Origin of the sequence: Massilia aurea (assembly GCF_024753205.1) — a bacterium.
In the GTDB taxonomy this organism is placed as follows: Bacteria; Pseudomonadota; Gammaproteobacteria; order Burkholderiales; family Burkholderiaceae_D; genus Telluria; species Telluria aurea.
On sequence record NZ_JANUGZ010000008.1, the window covers coordinates 1 to 16,227 of the forward strand.

Consider the following 16,227-nt stretch of genomic DNA (forward strand, 5'->3'; position numbering starts at 1 on the left):
TGGCCTGTTCTTCGAACAGCTGGTGCAGCAGGTGCTCACGCGGGTAGGGCACAGCAGTGTCGTTGAACACCGCGAGCAGCTGATGACGCTCCGAGTGAGACAGGATCTGAATGTCATGTATCGGAAGCGGATCGGCCGCAGCGGCGGCGCGTAGCACAGCAATCAAATGCCTCCCAAGCCGATCGATCGTCGTTGCGTCGAAAAGGTCTGCGTTATACTGGAACTGAACGACACGCCGCCCTTCTTCTTCCCTTACATTAATAGTCAAATCGAACTTTGCGAACGCCTCCTGCAGCTTGACAGGAGACATAGAAAGTCCGGGTAACTTCAGTTCCGCTGTGGGTGTATTTTGCAGCACGAGCATAACCCGAAAATAAGGCGAATGATTCGGATGACGTGCTGGATTCAGCGCTTCGATTACCTGTTCAAATGGCACATCCTGGTTGCTATAAGCATTCAGGGCGTTGGTGCGGACCTCCCGGAGCACTTCTGAGAACGTCTTGTCCAAAACGACGCGCGTGCGTAGGACAATCGTATTGAGGAACAAACCGATCAATGGTTCAAATTCGGCACGCGTTCTTCCAGCTACTGTGGTCCCAATACAGATATCATCCTGGCCGGTATAGCGGGCAAAGAGAATCTTGAGCGCCGTAGCGAAAACCATAAAAACGGTCGTGCGCTCGTCCTTACTATACAGATCAAGCGAGAAATCTAGATCGCTCGGGACGCTCATTTCAATGATCGCGCCGTTCTTTAAAGAGACGGCGGGACGCGGGCGATCAGTTGGTAAGTCCAAGAGCGGAGGCGCGCCATTTAGCTGCGCGGACCAATAAGCAAGCTGGTCGCTAACGCGTTTTTCCGTTAGCCATTGGCGCTGCCATCGGACGAAATCCGAATACTGCAGGGTTAGTGGCGGTAAGGGGGCGCTAGCGGTGTCCATTAGAGCAGCGTAAGTCCGGACAAACTCCTTGATCAGGACTGCCATAGACCAACCATCCGCGATGATATGGTGTATCGTGAAATGAACGAGGTGTTCATCAGGGCGTAGCCGGAATATGCTGCAGCGCATTAGCGGGGCGTGTTCTAAGTCGAAAGGTTTGTCCGCCTCCACCTTTGCCATCTCCATTACTTTATCGCTACGGTCCACCGCGTCCATATGTTGCGCATCGTGCGGAATAATCGGAATGCTGAGCTCTGGCAAGATATGCTGAACGAGGACCTCGTTTTCCCACGTAAAAAACGTTCGCAATATCTCATGTCGACAAATAATCTCGTTGAGCGCGTCCGTGAACGTAGCGAGCTCGAAAGACCCTTGAAGACGAAAGAGTGAGCGAATATTGTATTGACTACTATTGCCGACACGATTAAGAAACCACATCCTTTGCTGAGCGGCGGACGCGGGCGCAGTTTTTGGCAATAGGGAGACATCCTCCTGTTGGGGCGTTCTCATTAGATACTCGAGTAATTCTGACTTATGCTTTCGCAGCTGATCAAGCAGATCAGCCGATATCACACCAGCTGGCGCATCGAAGCTTATCTTGTCACCATTGATGGAGAAATTCACGCTTTTGGCACGCAGTGAGGCAATCAAGTCGGACAAGTTCATCATCGTTGGGTTCACGTCAGTTTACTGTTTAGATCTCGAAGGTCTCGATGAGGTAACGCATCTGCTCAATCCGCTCGCTCATCGATTCTACGGTAGAAAATTCGAATACATCTTTGAGGGATAGATCGGATTGTAGTTGCTCTCGTAAAGCCAAGATCAACTGCGTTGCTATGATCGAATGTCCTCCGAGCTCAAAGAAATCATCATCGAGACTGGAAGGAAGTACCGAGAGCAAGGAATGCCAGATTCGGGCAAGTGCGTGTTGAGTTGGGGTTCTAAGCGCCCGAATTACAGTGGATGGCGTGTGTACTGGAATAGGCAATGCTTTTTCGTCGACTTTGCCGTTGCGGGTCAGCGGAAAAATTTCGAGTGCGACGTAATGCGTCGGTAGCATGTGGCGAGGTAAACGCTGTTTTAAGTGTTGTCGCAATTGCGCAATAGTTACTGGACTTGAGTTCACGTAGTAGATACTTAATTCGCTTCTTCCTTCACCATCAGTCATCTTTGCGAATGCTTCGCGGATGGCCGCGTGATCGAGTAAAGCACGAGCCACTTCCCCAAGTTCCACGCGAATGCCGCGGATCTTGACTTGGCTATCGACGCGACCCCGGTACTCAATCTCACCGTCAGGTAAATACCGCGCAATGTCACCAGTACGGTACAACACATCGTTCTCAAGGAACGGATTGCTCAGGAACGCCTTTTTGGTAAGGTCGTCTCGTCCAAAATACCCCCCTCCGACCGGTGTACCGCCAATGAAGAGTTCGCCCACAGCACCGACCGGTAAGGGTTGCTGCCTGACGTCCAAAATATAGATGCGCGTATTGTCGATAGGCCGGCCGATGGACACCTGGCGTGCGTTTGCGTCTCCTATCCACGCCGTCACACCGATTGATGTCTCAGTCGGCCCGTATTGATTATAAACGCGAGCCGCCGACCGCCGTTTTAACTCATACAGTAAGCGCAACGGAAGGGGTTCTCCACCCAGAATGATGTGTCTGAGGGTCCGAATCATTTCGCCGCGCACCCCACAATAATTTAGGAAAACGGCTAGCATCGACGGTACGAAATCAATAACTGTAATTCCATGCTGCGCGATTAGGTTTGCCAGATATTCCGGGTCGCGATGGCCATCATGATCGGCCACCACAAGCCGAGCTCCAATTGATAACGGGATAAAAATTTCCCAAACAGCGGTATCGAATGTAATCGGACTTTTTTGCACGAAAATGTCGGTTTTCGTATATCCATGGACACGCGTCTGCCATCTAAAACGGTTGATTAGTCCGCGGTGCTTGACTAACGCGCCTTTTGGTGTACCGGTTGAACCTGACGTAAACATGATATAAGCGCTGTCCCCGCTGCTGACCTTAATCGAAGGATTATTTTTAGCGTGGCGTGCGGCGCAGTGCGCGAACGCTTCATACGCTACAGTCGTCGCAGCCTGATTAATCCTGTGCGCAATAGAATCAGTCACAATAAATAGTGACGGTTTTACATTGGAAAAAATTTGCTTGAGTCGTTCGGTCGGTTCGGCGGGATCGGCGGGCACAAAAATGCCACCTACCTTGACCACCGCGAGAATGAGGGCAATCAGATCTACGCTGCGCGGCATGCAGATCATGATCCGATCTCCAGGTTTGACGAGACGTTCAAGCAGCTCGAATGCTAATTTGTTCGCATGGGTATTTAATTCCTCATAGCTGTATGACCGCGTATCGGTGACGATTGCGATTGCGCTAGGGAATGCGTGCGCTTGGCGTTCGAACTGCGCATGGATGCACTCTTCTGGCACCGGCGTTTGAGTTGCATTCCAGGTGTCGTGCTGGAGCGTTAGCTCGGAAGGGGAAACATACGATAGTTGATCGAGTTTGCAGTTTGCTGCTGAGACGACCTGACTTAGTAGGTGCTGGAAATTGGCGAGAAATCGAACTGCGGTACTTCTCTCATAGAGTTGGGTGCGGTACTCCAGCCGACACGTCAGAGCGCCATGATGCTCCCGAAGGTTCAGGACTAGATCGTACTTCACGTTCCCCGTATGCGGGTCGACGAGTTCGCAACGCAGACCAGTTGAACCCATCTCTACCTCCCGTGTGTGTAAGACTGAAAGCATTACTTGAAACAGCGGGGAGTGAATGGCGCTGCGATCAGGCTTAACTTTCTGAAGAACATCTTCAAAGGGCAGGTCGCTGTTAGCGTACATATCCTGCATCGCGTGCTTGCACTGTTCTAACAGGCCGATAAATGTGGCGTCTGGAGGAAAGGTGAGACGTAACACCGCCGTGTTGACAAGAAAGCCGATTAACGACTGGAGTTCTGCATTGTTTCTGTTCGAAACGGGCACGCCAATACAAAGGTCCTCCTGCGATGTGTATTTGGCAAGGAGCGCAATAAGCGCCGTCGCAGTGACATTGAAAAGACTGGTATTGTGTGCTGTGGCGAACTTTAATACGGCCGCTGAAAGCTCAGGGGTGAAAGCGAGATTGACGGCTGCGCCTTCCGAAGTAGGGCGCTCGGTGATTGGGAAGTCGTAAGGCAACGTGGTTACTGCAGGAGCCTGCGACAATGTCCTCGACCAGAAATTTCGTTGCTCTTGCGTACGACCGCTATCACGCAGATTCTGCTGCCAGAAAGCGTAGTCAGCAAACTGGAGCGGTTGTACACTGCCTTTGTCTGTTCTGCCTGCTGCGATACCGGCGTAAGTCGTGAGCACTTCGTAGAGAAGAGCATGAGCAGACCAAGCGTCGAAAACGATATGATGCACGACCAGAGATACGACATACTGATCCGGCGCTTCTGCCACGACCCCAACTCGTAGCAGCGGCCCGTGGTTGAGATCGAACTCTTGAGAGGTCCATTCATTTAGGTAGGACCGGGATTGCAGTTCGTGCGCAACGCTATTAACTAATGCACGAGCAACTCCAATTTTCAGGTCTGGTTCGATTTGCTGGATTAGTCCATCAGGGCATTCGTGGAAAGTTGTGCGCAATACTTCATGCCGCTCGATGACCTGGTCGACAGCCAGCTCAAATCGAGCGATGTCGAATGATCCAAACACACGAAAAATAGTGGTCAGGTTGTACGTCGCGGGACTATCGGAGGCGCGGTGCGCCAGCCATAACTGTCTCTGTGCCGGAGATGCTGGACAGCGATTCGGCGCTAGCCATCGATCCCGTTGCGCCGTGATCGATTTGGGGGCAACCAAGGTATCAAGATACCCTAGTAGTGCTTGCTTTAAAGCGCACACGGCGTCGATCAAATGCTCAGGCACGACTTCGTTTTCCGTATGAAGAATGAGGTCGTTACCGTCACGGGTGACCGTCACGCCGGCTGCGTGCAGACTTGCAAGTAAGTCTTTTGGATGGAGATTCATTGTCTGATTAGATCCTGATTCCAGTTTTCTGAGGGGCGCTTTCCATGATCCGATTATGAGCGGCTCGTTGAACCAGCAGCTCATCGATGGTTCTTGCGAGTATTTCTATCGTTTGAAGTTTCATCACCGAGGACAGCGAAAGATTCAGATTGAATTCTTGATTAATGCGAAAATATACTTGTATCAGTACAAGGGAGTTGCCACCGATTCCGAAAAAGTTGTCGGTGACGCCGATAGCGGTCCTTCCCACGCAGTCGCTCCAGATACGAACCAGCGCGATTTCGGTACCGGTAATAGGCGGTGTAAATGACGCTGAACAAGCCACAGGCGGCTCTGGAAGCGCACGCCGGTCTACCTTCCCGCTTGGTGTCAATGGGAGTTGCTTTAACTGAAGAAAGCACGACGGGATCATCTGACTCGGTAAAGTCTGTGTCAGATTGGCGAGTACGTCCGATTGTTCCCAGCGTTCATCGGCGATAATGTAAGCAACCAAACGTTGGTCGCCAGGTTGATCTTCGCGCAGCACAACGATCGCATCTTGAACGCCATGGCAGCGCTTGAGCTGAAATTCGATTTCACCTGGCTCAATACGTATGCCACGCAGCTTGATCTGGTTATCGGCGCGACCAAGTATCTGGACGCTGCCATCGGCGAGAACCCGCCCGATGTCGCCGCTGCGGTAATATCTCGTTCCATCCGACGAAGTTCCAAAAGCAGTCGAAGTGAGTTCTTGACGACCATGGTACTGGACGGCGAGGTGGCCGCTTCGGATGTAGATTTCACCAGTTTTGAAGGCAGTAAGGGGTGTATTCGGATCTCCGATCCTGACTGTCGTTCCTGCTACCGGGTAGCCGACGGTGATTGGACCGTTCAGCCGAGCTTTCGGCTTGTCGAGGAAGCGCTGTAGCGCCAATGTGGACTCGGTTGGTCCATAACCATTTACGAAAACGCAGGTATCAGAAAATGCCTTCAGATAGATATCGAGATCCGTTCGACTTGCCAATTCCCCGCCGAGGACAACGGCTCGCACCTTCGGTAGACGAACGCTGGCCTCAGCCGCGAACAAATGACGGAAAAGCGTCGGGGTCGAATGGTAAATGCTTACTTCTTTGTTGGAAAGGTGGCCCCGCAGACCTTCGGCATCGAGCGCCTTGGGGTGGATTGGTACTAAGCACGCGCCATTCAGCAAGGCACCGAACAAGTCCATAACGGCGGCATCGAAACTAAATGATGCAACCAAAGCCACGCGGTCAGATGCTGAAATGGCAAGATTGTTTGTGTAGCAACTACAAAAGTACAGAACATTTCGATGGTTTTGTACGATCCCTTTGGGCTGACCTGTCGAGCCGGACGTGTACAGAATGTACGCGATGTCGTCTGGCACACCTAGTGATCGCCGCATTGCTGGCGGGTATGCCTTACTGTCTAGTAATGGCGTTTGGTCCATTGTTACCACTTGGAGCGAAGTGCCTGCGATGTGTCTGCCCAGCGTCAGGTGAGTAGTACTCGCAATGATGTGGGTCATGCCGGAATCACGAACCATGAATGCCAATCTTGATTGCGGATACTCCGGATCCAACGGGACGTAGCATCGACCGGCTAAGAGGGTGCCAAGAATTCCTACGATCATCTCTTCGCCATGCGACAGCAGCAGGCCTACTGGAGCCTCGACTGCTTGTGCAATTACTATAGATTGTTCTACCCGCTGGGCCATCATGTATACTTCGCCATAGCTTAAGTTCCGTGTCATCGACATGATGGCGGTGTCATTCCAATGTTGCTGTACTTGTGCTATAAAGCGTTCTCCAATGGTCTGGTTGATTTCGTGCGGAGCGAAAGGAATAAACAACGGCGATGGGATAATTGGGTGATCCGGCAGCGATGCCACTTCAAGCTCCTCGATATCATCCGCGCCAAGTGTTGAGACACTAGCGTTGTCGTTGCCGCACATCGCGCTAAGAATTTGAGACCAGTGACGCACGAATGCTTGAATAGTGTTGCTGTCGAAGAGAGAAGTGTTATAGACGATCGTGCAATCAATACTCCCGTTTTCCTCGACGACGTGCAAGCTCAAGTCATGTTTAGCCCCGACATATACTGGCTCCCAAGGCGATAATGTCAGCCCCGGAAGTTCCAGCTTTCGAGTTGGCGTATTGTCTAATATCAGGGCGCTCTGAAAGAGCGGACTGTAGCTGGGATGACGGTCCGCACCAACCGCATCAATGATTCGTTCAAACGGAAAATCCTGGTGCTCATGTGCGCTCAAGCATGTTTTTTTGACTTGGGCGAGCAGTTGGCTGACAGTTGGTCCGTCAGCAAACCAAACGCGCAGCGGCAACATATTGACAAAGGGCCCGATCAATTCTTCCGCCTCCACACTTCGTCTGTTCGCCATAGGCGTCCCGATTACCACATCGTCTTGTCCGGATAGGCGTGTCAGAAGCACTGCCCAGCTGGCAAGCAGTGTCATAAACAGGGTAGTCCCGTGGCGCTGGCCAAGGCGAAGTAACATATCCGTACGAGCAGAATCGAGCTTCACTCGTGCTGTGGCACCTGCGTAACCTTGTTGTGGAGGGCGTGGACGGTCAACCGGAAGCTGCAGTAAGGCGGGAGCATCATGCAGTTGCCTCCGCCAGTAAATTGCGTGTTGCTCCATCGAGGCTGCAAGTGCGTCACGACGCTGCCACGAGGCAAAGTCAGCATACTGTAGGCGCAATGGCGGCAGCGGATCGGCCAAGCCACTGGAGAACGCACGATATATGGTCGCTAGCTCGTTAATAAACAGACCGATAGACCAGCCATCGGTGACGATATGGTGCAGTGTGAAGAACAGTAAGTGTTGATGCTCACCCAGTTGCAAAAGACGTCCGCGGACTAGGGGCCCGGTCTCCAGGTTAAACGGGGCCGACGCTTCCTCAGCACAAATTTGCGTGAATAGTCCAACCCGCTCTTGTTCCGGTACGCTTTGCAAATCGTGAAATTGCATTGCGAAGCCGCTTTCGGTGGTACCGACCCGTTGAATGATTTCGCCAGCACCACTAGCAAAAGTTGTGCGCAAGATCTCATGACGGGCAACGATGCGGTCGAGGGCAGAGCACAGCGCACGACGATCGAGGCAGCCATCTAAGCGCAGACCAGCCGGCATGTGGTAAGCAGCACTGGCAGTGGGGTCGAGCTGGGATAAGAACCACAGGCGTTGTTGGGCAAGCGAAAGCGGCAGGGGCTGGTTGCGGTTGACCGGCAGTGGGCCTTCCAGAGTGAGTTGGGCAGTACGCCCAGCTACCGCAGCAAGCCGCGACAGTACAGGTTCGGCAAACAAAACGTGTAGCGGTATTTCAACTCCGAGTTCCGCGCGCAGGCGCGACGCAACCTGGACAGCTAGCAACGAATGGCCACCGAGTTCAAAGAAGTGGTCGTTGCGTCCGACTCGTTCAAGACCCAGCAATTGTTGCCAAATTGCGGCGAGAACGGCTTCCGTACCGCCGCGCGGCGCCTCATAGGCCTGGCTTGCGACGGCATTAGTGCCCGGCTCAGGGAGCGCTTTGTGATCAAGTTTTCCATTGGAGGTAAGCGGGAACGAGTCGACGGTTACAAATGCGCTAGGTAGCATATACTCCGGCAGGACTCTCGAGAGCTCGGTACGAAGTTCGGCAGCGTAAAGAATGGCGCCGGCCTCTGGCTTCACGTAAGCGATTAGACGCCTATTTTCCTGACGGTCAGTGTGTTCGACAACGACGGCCTCGCACACGGTGGGAATCGCCGCCAAGTGCGCCTCGATCTCTCCAAGCTCAATGCGAAATCCTCGGACCTTAATCTGGGAGTCATTACGGCCGAGATACTCCAGAATTCCGTTGGGAAGCCATCGACCCAGATCGCCCGTCTTGTACAAACGTGCATCGGCGACTCTTTCAGATGGGACAGGCAAGAAGCGCGCTGCCGTTAGATCCGGACGATTCAGGTAGCCCCGCGAAACCCCAGCTCCCCCGATGTAGAACTCACCACAAATTCCGATCGGGACAGTTCTCAAATCCGCGTCCAGCACTGAGACGGTCAGGTCATTCAGCGGCTTTCCGATCAAGCTACGGTTCTGATTCAGATCGTCATTCGTAATGAAATGAACAGTCACATGAACGGTAGTTTCGGTAATCCCATACATATTTACCAGTTGGGTGCGCTCGAGTCGATTACGTTGTACCCAAGGGAGTAGGCCTCTTAAGTCCAACGCTTCTCCGCCAAACACGACGTAGCGTAGCCTATGCTCTCGCCGGGTCTGCTCTTGCATTACCTGTAGTTGCTTGAATGCACTAGGCGTCTGATTAAGAACTGTTATTCCTTCAGCACACAGCAACTCATAGAATTCCCTAGCTGAACGTGCGCACTCGGTCGGCACCATGACCAGCTTCCCGCCGTGAACGAGAGCGCCCCACATCTCCCAAACGGAGAAGTCGAATGCGAACGAATGGAACAGTGACCATGTATCCTCATTTGAGAAGTGAAATAGTCGTTCGGTGGAATCAAATAGCCGGACAACTTGGCGATGTTCTACCAATACACCTTTAGGCGTGCCTGTCGAGCCTGAGGTGTAGATGACGTAGGCCAAATTGGACGCCGTAAGGCCGACCTGGGGACGGGGCAGGTCAGCTTCGATCAATTCGCCAACCGCCCCCTGTACCGTAAGCACACTAATGTCTAAGATTGGGATATCCAACATGAAGCGTGAAAAGAAGGCACGTTCAGTGAGGAGTAAGACTGGACTGCAATCGGCTAAAACAAAGGTAAGTCTCTCATCCAGTTGCATTGGGTCTAGTGGCACATAGGAGCCTCCCGCTTTTAGGACGCCGAGTACACCCACAACCATTTCTACGTTGCGACCAAGGCAGATCGCCACGCGCTTATCAGGTCTGACCCCATAAGTAAGCAATCGATGAGCGAGTCGATTAGCGCGCCGATTCAGCTCCCCATAGGTGAGGCGCTCGTTTCCACAAATGAGCGCAATCGCGTGCGGATCCTCGCGCACTCGCCTTTCAAAGAGTTCATGCAAGCAATACTCATTGTCAGATGTCAGCAGACTCGGGCTCTGCCATTCCCGCAGTCGATGCCACTCTTGCTCAGGGATCGCGTTAACCTGACGCAAAGGCACGTTCTTAATCGCTGAAAGGGCATCCAGAAGGTGGTCAAGTCGGCCAGCCAGTAGCGCTATCTCGGAGCTATCAAAGAATCCAAGGTTGTAATCGACCTGCAATTCCGGAACGAGATCGACTCCATATTCACATATATTAATGGAAAGCGGCGTCGACTCATGGTAGGACGTGCAATAGACCAGTTGACCGTTGGCTGTCCCGATCGGAAGAGAGGCTTCAAGCTGAACATAATTAAACGCGACCTGATAGACAGGTCTCTCACTGCGATGTAGTCCTGTCTGTCTGAGATGTTGAACTAATGGTAACCTCTGACCCATCAAATTACGCCTCTGAAGGATACCGACCTCGCGAACCAAATCTTCGAATGTCATCTCTGGATCGATATGTACACGTAATATACCAATGTCAGCGAAAGTGCCCAAAAGCTCCTTTAGCGCACGCGTAGTCCGGTGATGGAATGGAACCGCCAAAACGACATCGGTTTGACCATACACTAAGAAGAGATAGGTGATTACAAGCGCCGAATAGACGTGAGCATTGCTTGAGTCGAACTGTGCAGCGAGAGCCAGCACACTGCTATGCTGGGTCGAACTCAGAGACTTGGTCAACCGTCCGCTTCGTCGAGCAGGGCGTCCCGCCAAGAAAGGTTCTGGTAGATTCTCAAGCGTTTCTTGCCAAAAGGATTGCTGAGCGAGCAGCCGAGCGTTATTTGGTTTACCTTTTTTCGGTGCGACAGGATCGCCGGTAGGCCTCGCAAAATTCCCTTCGGGAAGAGTGTTATATAGCTGACTGAGTTTTTTAGCCCAGTTCGCAAAACTCCAGCCGTCCATGCAAATGTGATGTGCTCGACCAACATACCAAAATTCATTCGTATGAAGTTTCAATAATCGAGCTTGAAACAACTCAGAATCAAACAGCACAAACGGCGCTTCAAACATTTTATCGACATGGTGCCAGGCAGCCGCGATTGGGTCAGAGCACGTACTGACGTCAATTAATGGTAAAGAGTCCGTACGCTGCGAACTAATGTAGTGCACTAAACCGCTCCTAGCGACTCGAGTTCCGAAGACGTCATTTGTCCTTATTAAAAACGCGTGCGCACTCGAAATGCGCTCGATGTTTACCGCACTCAACCGGATGAACCCGCCTACGTTATACCTAGGATTCTCCAAGTCCTGGACTTGATTCAGATAGATCTCGGTCTGAACCGGCGAAAGCTCGATAATTTTGTGTGTCATGGCGGCAATTTAAGAACTGAAATTCTTCTAGTGCGGAACATCATTGGGGAGACGCGTACGGTGTTCCATATGCGTTATCTGGCCGTTCTCGATAAATACGAGCTGGTCTGCAATGTAGAAATACCGATCGTCATGTGTAATAACCACAATTGCCTTGTTCGCATTCCGAAGATCTTGAAGGAGCTCTTGATAGAAAAAGTGCTTGAATTCCGGGTCTTGGTCCGCCGCCCATTCATCAAAGACATACAGCGAACGATCTTCGAGAAAGGTTGCTAGCAGCGCTAGTCGCCGCCGTTGCCCGTCAGAGAGATTCAATGTAGAGAATCGGCCGTTTTCGATACTGACCTTACCCTCCAACTTTAACAATGACAGATATTTGTCAATCAATGTCTGATTGTATTCCGCTAAGCCAAAAAGGTGATCAAACAAATAATAGCTAGGGAAAATTGCTGAAATCTCCTGTCGATACGAACTGACGAGTTCGGTGGAAACGGCGACATCGTCGAATCGGAGCGTGCCTGTAATTGGAAGGTAGTGCATACTTATCAACTTTCCGATCGTCGACTTGCCAGAGCCATTGCCACCAATCAACATCGTGACTTGGCCTCTGTGTAGTTCCAGGTCGATAGGTCCGACGGAAAAACTGCGAGCGGACTCGCTCGCCGCGTGCTGATAAGTGGCGCCACAAATACGCATACACTTCCAAGCTTCCACTTCTTTAGGTGAGATGTCCTCGGGTTCAATCGGCAGTTCGCGCAGCAGACTGTCTACTCTCCGTTGCGAAATACGGGCGAGCGAAATTTGCGGGGCAGAACTTAAAATGGCAGCAATCGGACCGACCAAATATAGTAAACCCATGATTACACCGGTTAATTCGTTTTGCGAAATGGTACGATAGTTCACGAAAATGAAGGACACAATACCAATTGTGCCAACGCTGACTAAGTCTCCGTAACTTATACCTGCACGAGTAATGCTCGCTCCACGAATTTCCAAGGAAGCTGCGCACTTCTCGTTTCGTACGAGGACGTTCTTAAAAAAGTGCCTTCTTTTAGCATCGTTGATTTTTAATTCTTTTGCGCCAAGAATTAATGCGGAAGTAGCCTCCCCCTGTTGTTCCTGGACTTTCCTAGCTTGCTTAAGATATAGACTGCCGATGTAGATCGGAACACGATAGGACAAACCGCCAATCAGAATTATAAGCAGAATGAATATAAGCAGATCGGTATTGACGAAAAATAGGAAGCTAAGGACGCCAAAAACAGAAATACTATGGATTAATAGGTCTGGAGCCGTACGGGCACCGACTACAATACGTCCGACATCCATGGTGAGTGCCATATTTACGCGCACAACCCCCACCCTTTCTAGACGTTCAACCGAAGTGCCTGCCACAGCCCGAAACAGTCTTTCACGCAACTCCGAGGAGACCGCATTAGCCACCTGTAATAAGAGTATCTGGGACAAGGTCCTACATGTCCAAATAATAATGCATAGCATTAAGAAAAACGCTGCAGTGCGATGATGAGAAATCTCTAATCCAAATAAGTAATATGGTTCAGCTTTAGAATATACTCCTACTGTTTGAGGCATCTCAATTGCTAGAAGTAGCGTTGGAATCAAAGCGGAATACGCTAATCCTGCGATGCCTCCAAATATAATCGAGAAAAACACCTTATTAGGCGCATTTCTGCCGAATTCGCCCAAGAAGCTCAATGCCGGACTCGCTCAAATGTCGCTGACGATGCGGGAAATGGAGCAGATTTCGTCATGTCTAGATACATCCCCGCCGCAAAAAGCTTGCTCATGTTTGAATAATCGGAACTGAATGGGTTTCCTGACTGTCCAGAGGAGCCAATCAACAGGTGAAGTCCGGTACCCGGTTGCATGATTTGTCTGAATGTCGCACCAAATGTCTGTTCATAACCGCCCGAGCCGATAAATCTGGAGTTGCTAACGTTCAGGGAATAAGGACCGCCAGGGCTTTCATGACGCCAATCGAACAAACTACTAAGCACGGGCACTTGACTGAACGGAGTATGGCGTAAATGTAACGAATGAACGCCCCCCCAACGCCAGTCAGCGGGTTTCATGCCTCTAAGTTTAGTTAGGTCTCGTAGCGTCCGTTCGAATGACTTACGCAGCTCCTGAGGGCAGCCGTACTGTGCACAGAGGCCAGGACCACTCATATGTATAGCACGAATCATTACCTCCGGCGAAACATTGCCAACTAATGACGATAACATCGGCGCTGTCAGCCGCGGTGTATGAATATGGGTTAGATGACTAGCCAGAAGTTCTTGTTGGAAATGCTGCATCCAAACGCTGAAAATTGTCGCAGCCGGGCTGTCAAGGCTCATGCGATGGTCCCAGTTGCGTAGGTACTGCTGCGCTTCGCGCTCCAGCATCGTCGTCGGCTGGGTACGCAATAGTAGCGGCAACATTTCACGCGCTTCAGGCGCGACCACATCATTTTGAATCGCCATAGTTAGCGAACTATCGATGGGTTTTCGACTTGTAATTGCCTCGCGGAGCAGGGATTTGATTCGCATAGCACGATAGCTTGGCGCCCAATCAAGCGTAATAAAGCTGGGATAAATATCCTCGACCATTTTATCGTTGGCAGACACAATATAACCTTGATCCGGATTATATATATACGGCATTGACAATGGCGAGATTACGCTGGTCCAGCTGTACTCGCGAGTCCAGCCTGGTTGAGGAATTGCGCCTTGGCCTTTCGCCCGCACCGGAATCCTCCCTGCAGCGGTAAAGCCGATGTTATTGTCACTGTCAGCATATAACATATTCAGGGTCGGGATGACTTGAAGTGCTAACGCTCGGCGAAACTCACTCCAATTGGAAGCATGATTAAGGCGGTAAAAAGCTTCATAGGACGTGTCATCGCTGTCTAGCCCCGTCCATCTAAGCGAAACCGGTTGATCGAAATGGGATTGGACATCACTAATCACAGGGCCGCGTACTGTTTCACGTACCCGAATCTGAATAGAAGGAATTTCTTCGTGTAACCAAGACGGACTTGGACGGGCGACATTGATAGTCTCATGTCGGACCTCAAAAGCCCTCCACTCACTTCCGTCGCGGTATTCCAGTGAATCTGAGCCCCGAACTTGCTCGAAAAACAGATCTTGCACGTCGGCCATCATGTTTGTACCGCCCCAAGCGATCGACTTGTTTTTTCCAAAAATTACCAACGGGGTCCCAACAATGGTCATTCCCGCCGCCTCGAAAGCTGGGGCCGTCTGCTTTACGGCATACCATGGAGAGGGCATTGAGAGCCCCATATGTGGATCGTTTGCTAGCAACGGCTTACCGTCAGTGGTGTGTGAACCGGAGACAACCCAAGCGTTGCTGCCGGCATATTTTTCGCCGATACCTAGCAAGGTACCGGCGACGAGTGAGCGATCCAACATAGAACCAACAACATCGGCGGGAGGGAGGAAAGACAAAGCAGCTTCATGTGTTAGCGCAGCTGCCGGGCCGAAAAGCAAATCAAATTTCTCAGCCTCAAGTAGCTGTTTTGCTACATAACGTTCGAGCTCAGTATCCATGCTCCCGGCCATAGTCAATGCAAATAGCTTAATTACAGCTAGGGAATCTGTTGGCGTCCATCTCTCGGGTTTTACTCGAAAGACGAGAAACTCAGGCGCTAAGGTTATCTGAGAATCAAGTCCTGCATTGACGCCTTCCGAATAGGCTTGCAATGACGCGAACGCATCACGGCTAAGTACCTTCCGAGCCGACGCCGCTGCGCGGTAAATGCCCAAGGTTCTGAACCAAATGTCCTGTTGAACGCTACCCTTCCCGAGCACCTCACTCAACCGACCTTGCGCAGTGCGCCTCAAAATTTCAAGCTGCCACGCTCTGTCTTGCGCATGCACATAACCGGTTGCGAAAAAGACATCGCGTTGATTATTTGCTTGAAGAGACGTTACACCATGTTGGTCACGAGTGACCGAAATTGGACCGACACCGTTGAAGGTTACCGTACCAGACTGGGGAAGAGCTTTATATAACTGCCAATAGATTGTGACGCAAATTATTACAACTGGGACTACCAAGAATATTATAAAACGCAATGCAAGTTGTGAAGATACAAGCTTTTTTTGCCATTGACTGTCAGGTGCGCTCATAAGAAACCCGCCGACGAGAGGCAGCGTTCGGCAAGCAAGGATACCGGATCTACAAACTGAAATTTTTCTAGCCTGCCACATATTGGAATCATTGAAAGCTCCGTACATCCAAGAATGAAATGCTCGATGCCAAATTCCCTATGCATGCGCTCAGTCACATGTTCAAGCAGGTCAAGCGCTAACGAATTTATTCGATTCCCTGTAGACTTAATACCGATGACTGGGTCGTATATCGAACGGTCTACATGAATCTGATCGTTCTGGTCGGGCGTGAACACATCTATGCCGCTGGGCGCTAAATAATCATGATACAGTCTTGAACTTACTGTAGCAGAGGTTGCAAGTAGGCCGATTTTACTTAAAGGCATTTTCTCGACCATTTCTGCTACCGAAGCTACCATGTTAATTAACGGAAGCTTTGAATTCTGCACAATATCGTCGAAATAAATATGAGCGGTGTTGCAGATTAGAACACCAAAATCAGCGCCTAGATACGCCAATTTGTTTAGTGAGAAACATATATTCGTCACGGGGCTATGGGTCCCGTATAGATAGGCGGAGCCGCGATCCGGTATGCTCGGATTAGAATATAAGATGAAAGCCGGGTGGCTTTTGTCACCTGTCGCCGTGTGGTTAAGGTCGACCAGTCTTTGGGCGAAGTGTATGCCCGCAGCCGTCCCCATTCCTCCAAGGATTCCGATCGTTCTGCCCATGA

6 protein-coding genes are annotated in these 16,227 nt (G+C 51.1%); all 6 read right to left on the bottom strand.

Annotated features, from left to right (window positions below; translation table 11 throughout):
- A partial coding sequence (locus NX775_RS22985) for a condensation domain-containing protein (RefSeq protein WP_258838095.1) occupies positions 1-1,621 on the bottom strand: 1,621 nt, incomplete at its 3' end.
- Positions 1,622-1,634: 13 nt separating this feature from the next.
- Complete coding sequence (locus tag NX775_RS22990) at positions 1,635-4,979, bottom strand: non-ribosomal peptide synthetase (RefSeq protein WP_258838096.1); 3,345 nt, start codon at positions 4,977-4,979, stop codon at positions 1,635-1,637.
- Between the two features lie 7 nt (positions 4,980-4,986).
- Positions 4,987-11,358 carry a non-ribosomal peptide synthetase gene (locus NX775_RS22995; RefSeq protein ID WP_258838097.1) on the bottom strand — a complete coding sequence of 2,124 codons (6,372 nt, stop codon included), beginning with the start codon at positions 11,356-11,358 and terminating at the stop codon, positions 4,987-4,989.
- Between the two features lie 27 nt (positions 11,359-11,385).
- Entirely contained in the window at positions 11,386-13,065 is a 1,680-nt protein-coding gene (locus NX775_RS23000; RefSeq protein ID WP_258838098.1) for a cyclic peptide export ABC transporter, read from the bottom strand.
- 5 nt (positions 13,066-13,070) lie between these two features.
- Positions 13,071-15,512 carry a penicillin acylase family protein gene (locus NX775_RS23005; protein WP_258838099.1) on the bottom strand — a complete coding sequence of 814 codons (2,442 nt, stop codon included), beginning with the start codon at positions 15,510-15,512 and terminating at the stop codon, positions 13,071-13,073.
- The gene (locus tag NX775_RS23010; RefSeq protein ID WP_258838100.1) at positions 15,509-16,225 is read right to left on the bottom strand and encodes an aspartate/glutamate racemase family protein; all 717 of its coding nucleotides are present in this window, start codon (positions 16,223-16,225) and stop codon (positions 15,509-15,511) included. Before NX775_RS23010 ends, NX775_RS23005 begins: the two co-directional genes overlap by 4 nt.
- Positions 16,226-16,227 lie beyond the last annotated feature (2 nt).